Source organism: Lysinibacillus odysseyi 34hs-1 = NBRC 100172 (genome assembly GCF_001591965.1).
Lineage (GTDB): Bacteria > Bacillota > Bacilli > Bacillales_A > Planococcaceae > Lysinibacillus_B > Lysinibacillus_B odysseyi.
Genome location: NZ_BCVX01000007.1, coordinates 147303 through 163309 on the forward strand (window position 1 = coordinate 147303; position 16007 = coordinate 163309).

The following is a 16007-nucleotide window of genomic DNA, read 5'->3' on the forward strand; positions in this document are numbered from 1 at the left end:
CCTCCTTAACAGTTTTGTTGTAAATACAACAAAACTACATTTTAAATTTACCGTAAATTCGTTGCATTTACAACAATATTTTTGTTGGCGAGCTATAAATATCTCGTAATCCTTTTCAATTCAGTGCTTTTATAAAGAGCGTAGGAGAGATTATAGACTGTTTATGCTCATTCCCTCAAAAAGTGCTAACTTTTGGGAACGGGAAAGAAATTGCGTCATTTCAATTTCCTGATATCTGAACAAGACACGCGTTTCGTCCATCATAATGGGTTCTGTCAGTAATTTTGGATTGGATTTTATGCGGTTGTACAGCTCATTAATAGTGAGCTTATCTATTTCCTGCTGAAGTGCTATTCCAGCCTTTGATCGAGTTGATAAAAACTCAAGATGGCCGGGTTCGGTATAATAGAGGAATTTCAGAAAGTAGTCATAAAGGAATGGTCGTTGTCGTAAATCGTATAACTCATAAGGTACATCGTGTTTAGTAAACCACTCTATCGCTTTCTTCGTATTTGCTTTTTGTGAATGGGAAAATATCTTTACGGTCATTTTATTCACCTGCCTATCAAAATAGTAAAAGGCAGACAATTCGCCTGCCCCCAGTTTATTATCCAGTCGATTCTTCTCACTCTGTACTACCTTTATAAAGGTTCGTCCACTAATTACTGACGTTATTAGCTGTTCATCTTGTTCCGGCGAATTCCATAAAAATATAGCTTTATGATATCTGATTATGTTATTCGTCTAGTAAGCACAGCTTTTCCTACAAACTATCACGTTATACTTTAACTATAACGTTTCAGTTATTAGCTGTCTATTATTTACTCTTTTCTGTCACAAAATGCTCAAACCTTTTCCCCGCCACGCCAGGTTTTTCATGAGTCATACCGGTTTTACGTAAGTGTTGGATTCCAGCCAAAAAAGCAGCCTCTCTATCGGAAAGGCTGCCTTGGTAAATACAGTTTTAAACTATTATTTCTTTGTGATGAATGAGCTAATGCGATCAACAAGTCCCTTTGCAAGCGGAAGCGTTGGATCTGCATACGTAGCAAGATTACCCGCTTGATCCATCGGCGCTTCTTTTAACACATGATTCATTGTATCAAAGTATACGACTTCAGCATCAGTATCTGCTGCAGCAAGTTTTTCTGCATCTGTCACTTTTACCTGCAGGTCATTTTTCCCTTGAACAATCAGTACCGGTACATCTAGCGCTTTTATAATGTCTGCCGGATTGTACTGTAGCCAGGAAATCATATACGGCTGAACGGAAGGTCTGAAGATGGAATACAGGCTTTCAGGTACATTCTCTACAAGCTCTCCTTTTTTCAAGGAGGCAAGAATCGTTTTACTCGTCTCAAGCATGTCATCAGGCAGCTGGGCGGATAATTGCTCGATTAATACTTCATCTATCGGACGTCCTGCTCCTGCAATAGAAACGATAGAATCCACTTTAGTTGTAGAAGCAGCTACCATTCCGACTAAAGATCCTTCACTATGGCCGATAAGATGTACTTCGGAAAAACGGGAATCTTCCTTTACTGCCTTCACGATGCTTTCTACATCGTTGGCATAGCTAGTAAACAGTAAATCTTCCTCTTTGGCGATAAGTGCGGCATTTTCACCGACACCACGCTTATCATAGCGAATTGTAGCGATTCCTTGTGCTGCCAGGTCTTCAGCAAGCATTTTCAGGCTATTGTTTTCACCAATAATCGTATTGCCGTCTTTATTTGTAGCTCCAGAACCAGCAATAAGAATTGCTACTGGTACAGGAGCGGAAACTTCACCAGTCGGCCATTGCAGTGCTACTGCAAGCTCGCCGCCGGCTACTGGGATATTCCATTTTTCATATGTCACTTCAGGTGCTTCATACGGCGTTAAGGTTAATGGAAGCGACATGCCGTTTTGGGTAAAGGTCGCTGTAATCTTCCCTTCCGACACCTTTCCTTCAATAACCATTTGAGTGCCTGCTAGATCAATTTCTACAACAATAGAATCACCTGTCATTTTAAGCGATTTGACCGGATAATCCTTTACACCTTGTGCAGGAACAGAGAATGTTCCCGTACCGTCTTCTTTTATAGCTAGTTGAACGTCTAACGGACTTTGCGGAATCTCGATTGAACCGCTCCAATGACCAGTCGGGAGAGGTAGCTGAACATCTTCCTCTATATGTAGCAACCTATATAAGAACAGCGCATATTGGCCTCTTGTCAGCTGTTCATTCGGACGATATAGACCCGTACTGCCTGTTGTTGTTATTTTGGAGCCAGCAAGTGCCTGAACATATTCATGACTCCAATGAGTTGATGGCACATCTTGGAAAACAGCAATCGTGTCCGCCTTCAGATCAAAAGCAAGAGCCAGTATTTTGGCTAATTGCGCACGTGTTACAGGAGCTTCCGGTTTGAAAGTATCGTCTTGATAACCATCAATAATCCCTGTACGGTAAGCAGTTTGAATTGCCTCATAGTATGGATGCCCTACTGGAACATCTGTGAAAGTTTTCGCTTCACGAATTGACGGTAAATCTATGATTTTAGCAATGATTGCCATCACATGCTGTCTTGAGATAGTTTCCAACGGCCGGAATGTTCCATCTCCATAGCCTGTAATAATTTTTTCTGCATTCAAATAGGTGACCGCCTCTGCATAAGGACTTGAAGGAGCTACATCCTTAAAAGGGCTTTCCGCACTCACTGGTACGACTATTGCCGGCACTGCTAATGTTGAGGCTAGAATAGTTGTATACAATTTGTTTTTCATTTTTACACCCTCCATTTTTCTCTGAACATGGTGTCGAATCTATGATGCCCTCCTTCCTTTACGGAAAAGGGCATCATAAGGTTTCAAAAAAGTGAGAAAACGATATTAGAACTTCTAATCCAATCTTTTTATTTTTGTAAAGGATAATTAATATTGTTCGGTTTTGGAGAAAAAGGGGTTATGTCCCGCTGATGGACAAATCGCATTTGCTAGATAAAAACACAAACATTTAATAACATTTAACGAAAAATAGTTCGTATTTTGGTTGTTTCTCTTCATTTCGTAATGCGTAAAGGAATTGCTTTATGCAGACAGTGAAGAAACGTTTGATACAAGGCCTGGAAATCCAGTAAAAGCGATTGGTAACCTAACGTCTATAAAAGGGATATTTGAAAAAGATGAGGAGAAAATACTCTTTTGCGAATTTGATTCTATCTGCAGGAACAGCCATTACCATTTATTTTAAAGGAAATCTCACACTAAATGAGTCATTGCTGAATGTAAGGCTATTCCTCCGACGGATTGGCTGCACGATGACAAACTCTCGCAAATAAAAAAGTTACGAAATATAGAAGGGGCAGATGAACTGATTACGGTTTCGGTATGGATAAAAGCGGTGGGTGCCGTTCTATCCGCATTGGCGTTTTTGGAGTAACATGCTATTGTTCATCAAAAAAAGGGCACCTATAGGCCCTCTTCCTGTGCATCAGCTTTGTGCTGTCATATACGTTTCTTCATAAGGCTGCACGATGACAAATCCATCGCCCTCAAATCGCATCTGAATCGACTCTCCACTGCCTCTGCCTATGAACGTTTTAAGCGAAATATCCGTTTGGAAATCAGGCTGCAGGCTGCCGGACCATGCAACTGTTGCATTTGGGTCGGTAATAATTGGTTTATTTGGTGTCACACGTAATGTTAGTGGCTCATAATGTGCCGTAATCGCTACTAAACCAGTTCCCTCACAACGAACATTAAATAAACCGCCTGCCATCATGCCTGCTACCTTTTTCATCAGCTTGATTTCATGCTTAATCGTTGGCTCAAATGCCAATAAATCATTCCCATTCACATAAATTGCTTCGTTTTGCAGATGAAGAATAATAATCTTTTTCCCGCTGTCGGCAAGATATAATTTTCCTTGGCCCGTCGCTTTCATAAGAGACGCCCCTTCACCTGTTAACGCCTTTTTGAACATAGCCCCAATCCCATGCTCCAGCACGCCTTCACGCTCGAATTTTATTTTTCCATGGTAAGCGACCATAGAGCCTGCTTTTGCCCAAACGAGACTTTCGAGGTTTACTTCAAGCATGCGGGGTGTTTCCAATTCAAAAAAGCCTTCCCCCTTATCTACCTGTTCTGTATTTTTGACGAATTCTTCAATGGAATACCGATTCAATGTCTACACTCCTCTATTTTTTCAATATACAAGACTTTGCATCGTGACGTGATAACAAACGATGTTGAAATGAACAGCATACGTCATACCGCAAGCCTTCTTTTTCAAGCTATGCTTTACAGCACTTCTAAAGGTACTTTATGTAAAGGCTGAGGGAATATAGCATTGATCAGATTCAGCTCTTCATCATCTAGCTTTAATTCAAGTGCTTTCGCATTTGCCTTTACATGTTCTGGATTACTCGATTTCGGAATAGTGATGACCTCTCTGCTGCGAATGCACCAGGCTAGCAATAGTTGAAATATGGAACAATTATGATTCGCTGCTAGTTCCAGCAAAATTGGATTTTTTACAAAATTGGCTTTCAGTGTATCTCCGTGGCCAAACGGTGTATAAGCCATTAGAGGCATGTTGCGCTCGTGCATCCAAGGCAGTAAGTCAAATTCAATTCCACGGTTATTCATGTTATAAAGCACTTGATTTGTGGCACACTGCGTTGAAATAGTCTCCAGTTCCTCCATATCAGAGACGTCGAAATTCGACACACCCCAGGCTTTTAATTTTCCTTCCTCTTTCAATTGTTCGAATGCTTCAACTGTTTCCTCAAGTGGAATATCCCCGCGCCAATGCAGAAGATATAAATCTACAAAATCCGTTTGCAGCCGTTTTAAGCTATGCTCTAGGCTAAGCCGCATCTTTTCCCGTGAAGCGTGCCATGGGTACACTTTTGTTACAAGTGTTAATGTGTCGCGTGGAAATGGCTTTATTGCCTCTCCTACCAGCTCTTCAGAAAGCCCTTCCCCATACATTTCTGCTGTGTCTATAATCGTCAAACCGTGCTCAATCCCAGTTTGAAGGGCTTTTATTTCCTGCGCGCGTTTATCCGGTTCTTCTCCCATATGCCAGGTACCCATACCGATTGCTGCTGCTTTTTTGAATTTTATCGGAAATAAATTCATCATTCATCTCTCCAATTTGTAAAAATAGTGTATGAATGTCGCTTGCTTTTTTAGTTGCCGTTCATTTCTCTTTCTAATAAAACTTCTACAAAAATCTCGATGTCCCTGCTTCATTTTTTTGTAAACTTTAAAAATATAGAAAAAAGGCTATATAACTATAGCCTTTTTCACGTAAAATGTCCTATTCTATTTACAGCTCTCGGCGTTTTTTATGCATCCGCTAGATCCCCTGTATTATGCTTTTTGGTAATACATGGAGTATAAATCGAGGAGCGATACTTTTCCGAGATTGAACTCTGTGACGCTGTGTTCCTGCAGGTAGGCAACGACTCTTGTTAATTGCTGAGAGGTCGCTCCTTGCACATTAATAAGAGTGACCTGATTCGGCAATGTTTGGATGTCCAGCTCTGGGAACTCTTTACACAGTAGTTTACTGACAGCATCAGGCAGCTCCTCTATGCGTATCGTAGTCAGCTCTTTTTGCTCAAAGCCTGGCGATAGGTCGCTGACAAGCTCTAATTCGCCGTTCTTGAAAAAGAAAATACGATCTGCATATTTTTCGAGGTTCTCAAGTAAATGGGACGCGACAATAATTGTTTTTCCCTCTGACTTCTTTTTCTCCAAAATCCGCGAAATGATCTCTACCTGCGTAGGATCCAGACCATTCATTACTTCATCCATCAGCATCATCTGCGTATCTGAAACGATTTGCATCGCGAAACAGAGCCGCTGACGCATCCCCAGCGAATAGGTACCTGTCTTTTTATTAATATAAGAACCCATATCAAGCGCTGCAATTGTTTGGTCGATCAGCTGTTTATTACTATTCCACATTGAACTGTAAATCTTTAAATGTTCTCTGCCCGAAAGGTAATTATACAAATCACTCTGATCCGGCATCATGGAAATGAGCTGGTGGATCTTTACTTCGTTTTTCTTGCTTGTGTAGCCGAGTCCATTATTAAAAATAACCTGTCCTGTTTGCGGACTTACATAGTTCATCATAACGTTCATCAGCGTTGATTTCCCAGTTCCGTTTGGTGCCACTAGGCCAATAATCTCCCCCGGTTTAAAAACAACGGAAATATCCTTTAATACATCCCTTCCTGAAAAACGGACACCGATCTCTTTTAATTCAATCATATTTTTCCCCCATATCCATCCATTAAAGTTGTTTAAATTTCGGCAGATTACTGATGATAAATACAGTAAGCAAAATAATGCATACACAGGCACTTAATACTGTGGCCCCGTTTCCTAGCGTAAGTGCATTAGATTCATATACGTAATTTCGGTAGCCTGAGATTACTTGTCCCACCTGAATATAACTTGTCGGGTACCATTGCACTTCCCGGATAAAGCCAATTCCTCTTGTGTAATACGTAAACTCCCCGATAACCACTGCGAAGCCGATAAATAAATTGGCAAATTCGTTGCGTATTAAAATACTTGTCAGAAGCAATAAAGAAATAATCAGCACGAACCATAGAATAATCAATGCCATGTTTTGCAGCATAAACTCACTTAAGCTGATAAGCGAAAAGGATTTATCTACATGTGAATAAATCGGCACAGGTAGGTCAAGGCTCCCAAAACCGTTTCTTGCCCCGATAATCAAAAGACCCGCTGCGAGAGGAATAAAAGCAAGGATACTGCCAAATAACGCGACTCCCCCTTTTACAAGCAGCCTCCGCCAAGGTGACATCGGAAATCCTCTTAATAATGTTGGGTTCCGCCGGTCCTTTAGAACAATATCAGCTGATAGAAGAATACAGCTGACAATAAGAATAAACGGCAAATAAGATTGTAAAAGCCGCTGCCATGTCTGTAAGGCAGTTCGTTCTTCAAATACATCGATCGATAGAGCGTAATCTCCCTCTGCATACCCCTCATAACGGCTAGCAGCAGAAAGATAAGCAAAATGCCCGTCTTCCCTTGCATAATTATTACCGTATGTATAATAGCGCGGATGATAAAAAAGGAAATCTCCCCCTTTATAAATCATCCCATCCGAATAGGTATACCATTTGGACGTAGCCTCCGCATATTTTTTAAAGTCATGTTCCTCGAGCGCGTCCAGACGTCCTTTCTCGTATTCATTCCATTCAGGATATGTCATGACCGCATACGCCGTCGAAGGGTGCATCCTTTCAGTATTCACCGAGTTCAAGAAGTCCTCCCTCGTTAAATACCTGGCCTCCATCTCCAATTTGTCTACTTTTTCAATCGGATCATAGGACGGGGCAACGACCATTGCGTAATAACAGGAAAAAAACAGCAAAATAACGTAAACAGCTATGTTTTTCTTGTTGAAGAAAAAGTGTAGAAACTCAAACTTGAAATAACTCTGCATACAATAACCCTCCTATACCCTTTTTAGCTTCCCGGCTGTGAAGAAAGCTTTAATAATAAACAGCATGATGACGATACATACCCCGATTGTTATCAGCCCTTGTGACATATATAAGGCTGCTGGAGTAGCAAGGTCCAATGTTTCCCCATTGAAAATCCGGCTGAAATTCAAATAATTGATTGGATTCCATGGAACAAATGCCATCATACCCGGGAACAAGTAAGGAGATATATATAATAATAATTGTACGAACATCGTTAAGTACATGTTTTTCAAAAGCATGTTGAGTATGATCGATAACAGTATCGCAAATAATGCAATTAGCAGCATATACAATACAGAGACTCCTATAAATTTAATAGTAGTAAACACCTCTATACTGCCGCTGTATACAGCCACAGGGTAAGAAGAATCTCCAAGCCCATTGAAATAAATAAGCGGTAGGCTGCAAATAAACAGCAGCAAAATAAAAATTCCGACCATCAGCATGGCGGAGGAACATTTTGCCAGTACATATTTACCGAAAGAAATGGGATACCCTTTGATTAAAGAAGTATGTTGGAACTCCTCAATCAATATCCCACATGAATAGATGCTTACAAAAATAAACCAGCCGGCTCCGATTATTCCAAAAAGATAACCAAGGAATTGATAGAAAGAAAGCGGATTTTGAGATACCGATTTCCCTTCATTCACCAGCTCTTGATAATAGACACGTTGAAGCTGGTTCTCTGTTTTCGTCGGAAGATACAGGGCTACGTCCTGAAACCCATCCATCTTAAATGCAGCGTCCCTTAAATCAGCAAGTTCCAGCGATGTTTCCAAATACAAAGCGGGTCTATCCACTCTCGCCGCCATTCTCTGGGTCGAGATTACGCGCTGCTGCCGTACTAAATTTTTATAAAGGTCGCTTCCATCCCCGTTTTCAGAAGCATCCTCTATTTGAAATTTGTACAATGCAGAGGAGACGGATTGATAATCCCCTGTTCTTTCCTTTATCAAATTTCCTTTTTCTTCTGTTGTAATAAATGAGATTAACCCAAATACAAATACCGCTATAATGATACATGCTGCAATATTTTTCTTGTTTGATTTCTCAATCATTAAAACGGTTTTTAATACATTCCTCATACAAACCCCCCGTAAAAATGGCAACATTCTACCTTCTATCTCCTGTTCCTCAGGACACTATCCCCTTCACATCCTTTCGTACTCTAATCAATAGAATATGTACCATTAATTAGAAATTATAGTAAGTTTACCATTTCCTTTCCACAAGTAGTACCACACAAATAGTCCTAACCATTTTAATGTCAGTAACAATTATTTTTCATTTGGACAGCCTGCATGATGTAACAGCCAACTCAATAAGTTCTTTTCTTTTTGTTTTTCTTAGAAATAGAAAGTGATTTTCAGATACGTTTTCTTGTGATTTTAATTTTGTTTCGCTAAGATAAATCCAGTTATCTACTTCTTCTGCTACTATTCTCTTTTTCTACTGAGTAGAATAGAAAACAGAAAAGCATGGATTACCGATAGTCTGCTTTTCATCCTGTTTCCGTTACCGGAGAAGGAGAAAAAACTGGAATAGGAGAATGATGATATGGATCATAATACGGAAGTAAGAGAAAGCCTGCTAAAAAGTGTGGAAACATTGACGGATCAACAATTAAACGAAGTAGTAGCAGAAGGTGTCTGGTCGATTGCACAGAATTTGGAGCATCTTTATTTAATGGAAATGGCCATTGCTAAAGGAATTAGACATGCTCAATTGCAGACAGAAAGTAAGCCGGCGAGGGAAAAGCCGATTCATTTGGCGGTAGATCGATCAACAAAGGTCCCTGCCCCATCGTACTTGGAGCCGTCAACTCACTTTCAGACATTGGAGGAGTTAAAAAACAAGCTTGCCGAGTCGAGAGAAATCCTTGTTCAAACAGCTGAAGGTTTAACAGAACAGGATTTAACAGATAAATCTTTTGAGCACCCTGTCTTCGGTACGCTCTCCATCAAGCAATGGATACCGTTTGTTGGATATCATGAAGAGCGTCACCTGCTGCAAATCAAAGAAGTAAAACAACAATTGAAATAACATGCATGTAGTGCCAAATCTGTTCACCACGCAGCTCTGGCACTTTTTCTTTTGCAATAGGGCCGTTTTTTGAGCAGATAAGGCAGTCCTAAGGTTGATTTTTTTAGAAAATATGAAATATTATGTTATTGTGTAAGTATCTTACTAGAATTGGAGAGTTGTCGTTATGCAATTTGAAAAACCTGATGTAGAACAATTTTTTCAGACATTGACCGTTGAAAATTTTACAGTTAGTCCGGATGAAAAACAGCTGGTATTCAGCACGAACCTAAATGGTCAGTTCAACTTATGGGCAATGGATCTGCCAAACCAGTTTCCCTACCCTTTTTCTTTTCCAAATCAAAGCACTTCCTATCTTTCCTATGCTAAAACAGGCGATTATATTGTAACCGGCTTTGATCATGACGGAGATGAAAATATTCAGCTTTATGCCCTTCCGCCTCAAGGAGGAAAATGGGTGCCGCTTCGGACGAAGGAAGGAGAGCGCCACTTCTTTGCCCATTTGAGCGAAGACGGCAAACGCCTTTACTATTTCGGTACAGCAGGTAATCCAACATACTTTAACAACTTTGTATATGACATTGAAACAGGCGAAGAAAAGCTGCTGCTTGAAGGAAGCGAGGCACCTACTGGTATCGCCGCAGTTAGTCCAAGCGAGGCTTCGTTCATTGCCGTGAAGGAATTCGGTAATACTTACTCCCTCGCCTATGCCTATATTGGCGGAGAGGCTGTATTAATGACTCCTGAAACAGAGGAGCAGTATACGGTATCAGATGTAGTGTATACGTCCGAAACTGAAGTATATTTCCTTACAGATCATAAGGCGGATTTATCATATTTAGCGAAGTTTGATTTACAAACAAAAGAATTTACACCTGTATTGCAGCTAGACAAAGAAAACTTTGAAGCTGTTCATTTTTCGAAAAAGAATAAAGCGTTATATTTAGTCGGAACATATGGGGTTGAGGACCGATTATATGAATATACTTTAGAAACGGGAGAATTAAAAAAATTGGAGGCCCCGTCAAGCATTGTGGAAAAAATCGTAGTAATGCCAAGTGGTCATCTCTATTTAAAAGGCCGGAGTGCTACGCGTCCAACAAATCTTTTTGTATCGAAAGACAACGCGACAACATGGGAAGAACTGACACGCTTCCGGGTACCAGGTGTCCGCGAAGAGGATTTAGTCGAACCGGAAGTGATTACATATCCTTCCTTTGATGGGCTTGAGATTGAAGCATTGTTCTTTAGAGCGAAGCCTGAAAATGCAAACGACCATGTCATTCTATGGCCGCACGGTGGTCCCCAATCATTAGAACGCAAATGGTTCCGTTCGATGTTCCAAGTGCTCTTAAACCGCGGTTATTCCATTTTTGCACCAAACTTCCGCGGTTCCTCAAACTACGGTCTGCAATTCACAAAAATGGTGGAGGGAGACTGGGGTCACGGGCCGAGATTGGATAATCTTGAAGGTGTGGAATGGCTTATTCAAAACGGCTATGCAGACCGCGATAAAATGCTGCTGCTAGGCGGTAGCTATGGCGGTTATATGGCGCTTTTACTGCACGGACGCCATGCTGATTATTTCAAAGCTGTTGTTGATATTTTCGGGCCGAGTAATCTATTCTCCTTCATTGAATCTGTGCCGGAGTTCTGGAAGCCATTTATGGACCAATGGGTAGGCAACCCTGAGAAAGATAAGGAACGGCTGACGAAAGACTCACCGATTACTTACCTGGACGGAATGACAAAGCCAATGCTTGTTATCCAAGGAGCAAATGACCCGCGTGTTGTACAGAAGGAATCAGACCAAATTGTTGCAGCATTAAAAGAAAAAGGCCGTCCAGTCGAATATATGGTGCTCCCTGATGAAGGGCATGGCTTCTCAAAGAAAGCAAATGAAATTCTTGTTTACCAAAAAATGCTTGATTTCTTTGATCAATACATTTAAGGATCATTCCCTGCTCTTTATTTTTATAGATGAAGGGCTTTCGTGAAGAAAATCAATATAGGAAGCAAGGAGTTGACTATAAAATGGAGTTTCTAGAAGTCTTATTCATAATCGTCATACTGGCTCCTTCCCTGTATTTTGCTTTATTATTTCTAATGAAGAAGTTTCATTTTTACAGATGGTTTATGACGTCGCCAAAACAGCGGAGAAAGGCAAAAAGACGCAAACGGCGAAACAAATATTCTAATGATAATGATTCATCCGATTCTTTCTGGGATATATTATTCTCCGACTCCTACTCCAGCTCCGATACAAGCAGTGATAGCGGTGGTGATGGTGGAGGCGGTGGTGGCGATTAAGAACAGATTCATCTACACCCCCCAGGCTGTTTTTTGATATGAAAATCGCCCCTAACCTTTTGTATTTGGTTAGGGGCGATTTGTCTTTACTTTACTCAAGCTTCTCTTTCTTATGTAGATGCTTATCCATTATAAAAACAAAAGAGCGGCATTAAGAAAACTAACTCCCAATCCAAGATTCAACTGTAAAAAAGGATTAGAAGAACCGATTTTGACAATGATGCAACATCATATGGCAAATATTTGTTAATAGAGGCTGTTCTGATATTTCTTTGGAGCATTTGGACAAATGGATGTACCATACTTCCTTTTATATTTTGTAGACGTTAACGTTCTTCCCGTTTAATTCAATTTGCCGATCCTTTTTCATGCCGATTTTTAATGCCACTTTTTCGGAAGCTGTATTCTCGGCTTGAATAAGCGAAATCATCTTATGTAATTTTAAATGATTCATCCCGAAATCCTTTAATGCTTCTGCAGCTTCGGTAGCATATCCTTTATACCAATGGGTCTCATCTATCCAATAGCCGATCTCCAATACTTCCTCACCCTCAATAATTTGAGGGACTATGCCTGCATGGCCAATTTTTTCACCTGTTTCTCTATCAACTAACAATTTTAAACCATAATGTTCATTCACCTTATATTGACCTAAAATCCAGTCTAAAAACTGATTGATCTCATCTTTGTTGCGCACATGGCCTTTACCAATATATTTAACCATATTAGGATTCTCTAATAGCTTCTCTAAAAAATTGATATCCTGTACAGTATAATCTTCAAATTGTAAACGCTGGCTCGTTAACATCTATCATTTCTCCTCCTTAGCTCTTTTCCTTTGGTTATCAACCAACAGAGCCTTCTCATGTATACTATACTAACTTAAATTGCAGAACGCTTCGGGATAGCCTTTTCTTTTTTTCTCGCAGCAATTAATAGTCTATGTTTACGTAAACCTATTCCGATACTCCAAGTTACTGCAATCATAGAAATCACTATAATAATAAATCTGCCATTAGGAAACGTTTCACTCATCGCTGAAAGCGCTATACCTGCACAGCCTAAACTAATGACTAGAAAAGTACCTAAAGCGAATAATAGATAAATCGATAAATCTTTTACGGTCATCGTTACTTCCCCTCTTTGTCTTTTAGGAATATCCAAATTGAAAATTATTTTTTCTATATCCGCATTTCTATGCCGGGCTCTTATTTATTTAGACTTTTATTAGTCTGCAAAACCAGCAAGTTAAACGATGGACAGCTTCTTTATAATTCTATAGAAAAAATAAAAGAGAATTGGAATGAAGCAATAGAGATAATTCACTATAATAGAAAATTTGAATGCTTCATTAAGAATCCACCCCGCTAAATAATAAAGCGCAATAAAAAAAGAATCCGCTTCTTTTTTTCTGGAACAGAAGGAGTTTTTTTTAATGGTTTCAAAAGATGTTTCTTCTTCACGTGTATCCTCCTAGATAAACGTTTGTTCATAGAGTTTCAGAATCCATTGCTTGCTTTGAGGGAAATTTTCATGGCGCTGTAGATACATGAATAATGTATTCGCAAATTTCTTCACATTCCAATGTATACGGTATTTGGCAAGTTCATCATCAGAATAGCCTGCCTCTAAACTAACCAGCCATGACATAAGCGTATGGTCGTCCAGCCCTTTTTGAATTAATGCTGAAATGATAGAAAGAATTCGTTCATCCTCCTCGTCAATATATGCTTCCTCTACTAATAAACACTCTTTTACTGCTTGTAGGCAGCGATTTGCGTTATGTTCATCAAACATTGGATGCAGAATGGCACATGTCAATAAATCGCTGCCATGAGCAATACTATGAGCCCAGCCCTTTTCGGGTACATAACCGCGGCGGTCCTTTTCCTGAAGAAGGTATTGGATGCTTGCCTCTATTGCTTTTTCGATTAATGAAATATCCACCTTCTGCTCCTTGCCGTCCTTATTTAGTAGGCAGGCGAGGACAAGTGCAGAAAAGGAACGAGTAAATACCTGGTCTGATGGGCCTTCTTCCCCTAGACCTAAAAACAGATGATGATCATCTAAACATGTTGCCAGCACATACGTCTCCTGCTCCACTGTTAAGGCATGCCCGCTAATCAGCTTAGCAAAAGCCCGGTAAATACATTGATCCCGTAAATAAGAATCTGTACTGCCGATTTCTTCTAGCATTCGATCTAGTAATAGATCCATCTCTTTAGTAGATGTACCGAGATTTTTATCACTTAGTATATCTTCCAATACTTTGGTTAAATTGGACATTTATTCTCCCACCTCTTTCTTCCAACGATAGCCCGAATTCCAAATAGGGCATAGTATAAAAGCCTAAATAACTTCATTCAGGATGAATTTGCTTAAGCCAGAACCCAGATCATAAAACATTGCCTGACCTTCCTCATATTCAACCCGGTAAACATGGGGATTTTTCATTGCCTGCCATTCATTAAATCCAAATTGGTTATTCAAGCTTTGCAGGAATAACGATATGAGGTTTCCGTGAGAGACAAGGAGTGTTGTTTCATTCCCTTTTAACAACTCATGTACGACGTCGTTGATGCGGGCAAGTGCCTCCTTACTTGATTCCCCGCCTTCAAAGCATACATCATGATCCTCGAATGTTTGAGCCAGCTTGTCCTGCCAGTCTTCTAGATCGTTTATGCTTAAAATACGTTCAGCCAGTCTGTTATCGGTCTCAATTTGGAAACCGTTGTCATCTGCGAAAGGCTGGATCGTTCGTATAGCACGTAAGAAAGGGCTGGAAATGATTTTTTCAATCTTTAGAACCTTCAACTGCTCTTTTAATTGAACAGCCTGCAACTGCCCCTCTGGAGTAAGCAACGCTGCCGGCTCCTGCCCTTCTGCTTTTGCATGTCTTACTATATAAAAAGTTCTTTTCCCCATATTGTTACCTCCTGTTTTAAAAGAGTAGCAGCTAGTTTGCGGTTAATCGCTTTGGAAGAGACACCTAATAAATACTGCATATCTTTTTTAATTGGCAAATGATTGGTTTAACCATTTCCTAAGGTTATAATTAAATGGAATATTTTACTTTTTTATTATAGTGCATTTTCATGGCGGTGACACGCCTTTTAAAATTGAATTGTTCCTTGGTTTATTGAGCAGGAATTTATTTGTTTTGCAATTTCCCCTTAAAGAAAGAGGTATTTATATGTCTATCATTTCAAATGCAATTTACGGTTTTACGCTTGGAGATGCTTTCGGTGTTCCGGTTGAGTTTCAGGAACGGGATACATATAAAGTAGAGGAGATGGTCGGCTATGGCAGCTGGGATGTTCCAGCTGGTACATGGTCGGATGATTCTGCCATGATGTTTATTACAATGGAAAATCTGATTCGTGGAAAGGATATTAATCAGCTGAAACAGGCATTTTGTGATTGGGCACATCGTGGATATTGGACATATAACGACGAGCCAGCCTTTGACGTCGGTATTACGATAAGAGAAGTAATCAACCGATGGGAGCGTGACGGTCTGCATGAAAAGGCAAAATCCGATGAATTCAGTAATGGTAATGGCGCATTAATGCGTATATTGCCAATTGCGCTATGGACGTATGGCAAAGAGCTGCAAGGTGATGTGCTATTCTTGTATGTAAAAGAATATGCTGAGCTAACGCACGGACATATCCGCTCTACCCTTTGCTGCTATCACTATACCCTTGTTGTCCATCGGCTTTTAGAAGGTATCGGTGCTGCCGATAGCTTAATCTTTGCAAATGAGGCATTAACAGAGATGCTGAAGCAATATCATGAAGAAGCATCCCTTTTTGACCGCCTGTTTACAATTAATGACTTTTCGAGGGCTGATATTGCAAGTTCCGGCTATGTAATTGACACTCTGGAGGCCGTCTATTGGAGCCTGCTGAACAGCAGCAATTACTATGAAGCAATTTCCACAGCTGTTCACCTTGGGAAAGATACTGATACAATCGGTGCGTTGACAGGAGGTTTAGCAGGACTTGCTTATAAGAAACTAAACGTACCGCAGCAATGGTTTGAAATGCTGCCAAAACGAAGTAACATCCAGGATTTAATTAGCCGTTTTGAGCAGGCTTTAAAATAAGTTGGATCAAAGATAGTCTC

15 protein-coding genes are annotated in these 16007 nt (G+C 40.2%); 4 read left to right on the forward strand and 11 right to left on the reverse strand.

Annotation, left to right across the window (positions count from 1 at the left end):
• Window positions 1–150: 150 nt before the first annotated feature.
• The 7 genes from BOD01S_RS12945 to BOD01S_RS12975 form a co-directional block, all read right to left on the reverse strand.
• Window positions 151–549: an ArsC/Spx/MgsR family protein gene (locus tag BOD01S_RS12945; protein ID WP_143815028.1), complete on the reverse strand. Its 399-nt coding sequence runs from the start codon at window positions 547–549 to the stop codon at window positions 151–153.
• A 423-nt stretch (window positions 550–972) separates the two neighbouring features.
• Complete coding sequence (locus BOD01S_RS22625; protein WP_158212483.1) at window positions 973–2769, reverse strand: alpha/beta fold hydrolase; 1797 nt, start codon at window positions 2767–2769, stop codon at window positions 973–975.
• 706 nt (window positions 2770–3475) lie between these two features.
• Window positions 3476–4168 carry an AIM24 family protein gene (locus BOD01S_RS12955; RefSeq protein WP_036159089.1) on the reverse strand — a complete coding sequence of 231 codons (693 nt, stop codon included), beginning with the start codon at window positions 4166–4168 and terminating at the stop codon, window positions 3476–3478.
• Between the two features lie 116 nt (window positions 4169–4284).
• Window positions 4285–5130 carry an aldo/keto reductase gene (locus BOD01S_RS12960; RefSeq protein WP_198948685.1) on the reverse strand — a complete coding sequence of 282 codons (846 nt, stop codon included), beginning with the start codon at window positions 5128–5130 and terminating at the stop codon, window positions 4285–4287.
• Between the two features lie 231 nt (window positions 5131–5361).
• On the reverse strand, window positions 5362–6270 hold the full coding sequence (locus tag BOD01S_RS12965) for an ABC transporter ATP-binding protein (protein ID WP_036159091.1): 909 nt from the start codon (window positions 6268–6270) through the stop codon (window positions 5362–5364).
• Window positions 6271–6292: 22 nt separating this feature from the next.
• Entirely contained in the window at window positions 6293–7480 is a 1188-nt protein-coding gene (locus tag BOD01S_RS12970; RefSeq protein ID WP_036159093.1) for an ABC transporter permease, read from the reverse strand.
• A gap of 12 nt (window positions 7481–7492) precedes the next feature.
• A complete protein-coding gene (locus BOD01S_RS12975) occupies window positions 7493–8611 on the reverse strand; it encodes an ABC transporter permease (RefSeq protein WP_036159095.1) in 1119 nt (372 codons plus the stop codon).
• A gap of 472 nt (window positions 8612–9083) precedes the next feature.
• Between BOD01S_RS12975 and BOD01S_RS12980 the strand changes: the two genes are divergently transcribed.
• The 3 genes from BOD01S_RS12980 to BOD01S_RS12990 all read left to right on the forward strand — a co-directional run bounded on the left by BOD01S_RS12980 (window position 9084) and on the right by BOD01S_RS12990 (window position 11879).
• Window positions 9084–9569 carry a DinB family protein gene (locus tag BOD01S_RS12980; protein WP_036159097.1) on the forward strand — a complete coding sequence of 162 codons (486 nt, stop codon included), beginning with the start codon at window positions 9084–9086 and terminating at the stop codon, window positions 9567–9569.
• 166 nt (window positions 9570–9735) lie between these two features.
• Window positions 9736–11520: a S9 family peptidase gene (locus tag BOD01S_RS12985; RefSeq protein WP_036159099.1), complete on the forward strand. Its 1785-nt coding sequence runs from the start codon at window positions 9736–9738 to the stop codon at window positions 11518–11520.
• Between the two features lie 83 nt (window positions 11521–11603).
• The gene (locus BOD01S_RS12990; protein WP_036159101.1) at window positions 11604–11879 is read left to right on the forward strand and encodes a hypothetical protein; all 276 of its coding nucleotides are present in this window, start codon (window positions 11604–11606) and stop codon (window positions 11877–11879) included.
• A 310-nt stretch (window positions 11880–12189) separates the two neighbouring features.
• Here BOD01S_RS12990 and BOD01S_RS12995 read toward each other — a convergent pair whose 3' ends face one another.
• From BOD01S_RS12995 to BOD01S_RS13010, 4 genes are all read right to left on the reverse strand, one after another.
• The gene (locus BOD01S_RS12995) at window positions 12190–12687 is read right to left on the reverse strand and encodes a GNAT family N-acetyltransferase (protein WP_036159103.1); all 498 of its coding nucleotides are present in this window, start codon (window positions 12685–12687) and stop codon (window positions 12190–12192) included.
• 74 nt (window positions 12688–12761) lie between these two features.
• Window positions 12762–13007 carry a hypothetical protein gene (locus BOD01S_RS13000; protein ID WP_036159104.1) on the reverse strand — a complete coding sequence of 82 codons (246 nt, stop codon included), beginning with the start codon at window positions 13005–13007 and terminating at the stop codon, window positions 12762–12764.
• Between the two features lie 345 nt (window positions 13008–13352).
• A complete protein-coding gene (locus tag BOD01S_RS13005; RefSeq protein ID WP_036159106.1) occupies window positions 13353–14165 on the reverse strand; it encodes a DUF2785 domain-containing protein in 813 nt (270 codons plus the stop codon).
• 63 nt (window positions 14166–14228) lie between these two features.
• On the reverse strand, window positions 14229–14804 hold the full coding sequence (locus BOD01S_RS13010; protein WP_052125011.1) for a histidine phosphatase family protein: 576 nt from the start codon (window positions 14802–14804) through the stop codon (window positions 14229–14231).
• A gap of 268 nt (window positions 14805–15072) precedes the next feature.
• On the opposite strand from BOD01S_RS13010, the gene BOD01S_RS13015 reads away from it, so the two are divergent.
• The gene (locus BOD01S_RS13015) at window positions 15073–15987 is read left to right on the forward strand and encodes an ADP-ribosylglycohydrolase family protein (RefSeq protein ID WP_036159108.1); all 915 of its coding nucleotides are present in this window, start codon (window positions 15073–15075) and stop codon (window positions 15985–15987) included.
• Window positions 15988–16007: the final 20 nt, after the last annotated feature.

Excerpts from the sequence above, each read along its gene's own strand:
- BOD01S_RS12945 (WP_143815028.1), bottom strand. The coding sequence starts at position 549 with ATGACCGTAAAGATATTTTCCCATTCACAAAAAGCAAATACGAAGAAA.
- BOD01S_RS22625 (WP_158212483.1), bottom strand. The coding sequence starts at position 2,769 with ATGAAAAACAAATTGTATACAACTATTCTAGCCTCAACATTAGCAGTG.
- BOD01S_RS12960 (WP_198948685.1), bottom strand. The coding sequence starts at position 5,130 with ATGATGAATTTATTTCCGATAAAATTCAAAAAAGCAGCAGCAATCGGT.
- BOD01S_RS12965 (WP_036159091.1), bottom strand. The coding sequence starts at position 6,270 with ATGATTGAATTAAAAGAGATCGGTGTCCGTTTTTCAGGAAGGGATGTA.
- BOD01S_RS12970 (WP_036159093.1), bottom strand. The coding sequence starts at position 7,480 with ATGCAGAGTTATTTCAAGTTTGAGTTTCTACACTTTTTCTTCAACAAG.
- BOD01S_RS12975 (WP_036159095.1), bottom strand. The coding sequence starts at position 8,611 with ATGAGGAATGTATTAAAAACCGTTTTAATGATTGAGAAATCAAACAAG.
- BOD01S_RS12980 (WP_036159097.1), top strand. The coding sequence starts at position 9,084 with ATGGATCATAATACGGAAGTAAGAGAAAGCCTGCTAAAAAGTGTGGAA.
- BOD01S_RS12985 (WP_036159099.1), top strand. The coding sequence starts at position 9,736 with ATGCAATTTGAAAAACCTGATGTAGAACAATTTTTTCAGACATTGACC.
- BOD01S_RS12990 (WP_036159101.1), top strand. The coding sequence starts at position 11,604 with ATGGAGTTTCTAGAAGTCTTATTCATAATCGTCATACTGGCTCCTTCC.
- BOD01S_RS12995 (WP_036159103.1), bottom strand. The coding sequence starts at position 12,687 with ATGTTAACGAGCCAGCGTTTACAATTTGAAGATTATACTGTACAGGAT.
- BOD01S_RS13000 (WP_036159104.1), bottom strand. The coding sequence starts at position 13,007 with ATGACCGTAAAAGATTTATCGATTTATCTATTATTCGCTTTAGGTACT.
- BOD01S_RS13005 (WP_036159106.1), bottom strand. The coding sequence starts at position 14,165 with ATGTCCAATTTAACCAAAGTATTGGAAGATATACTAAGTGATAAAAAT.
- BOD01S_RS13010 (WP_052125011.1), bottom strand. The coding sequence starts at position 14,804 with ATGGGGAAAAGAACTTTTTATATAGTAAGACATGCAAAAGCAGAAGGG.
- BOD01S_RS13015 (WP_036159108.1), top strand. The coding sequence starts at position 15,073 with ATGTCTATCATTTCAAATGCAATTTACGGTTTTACGCTTGGAGATGCT.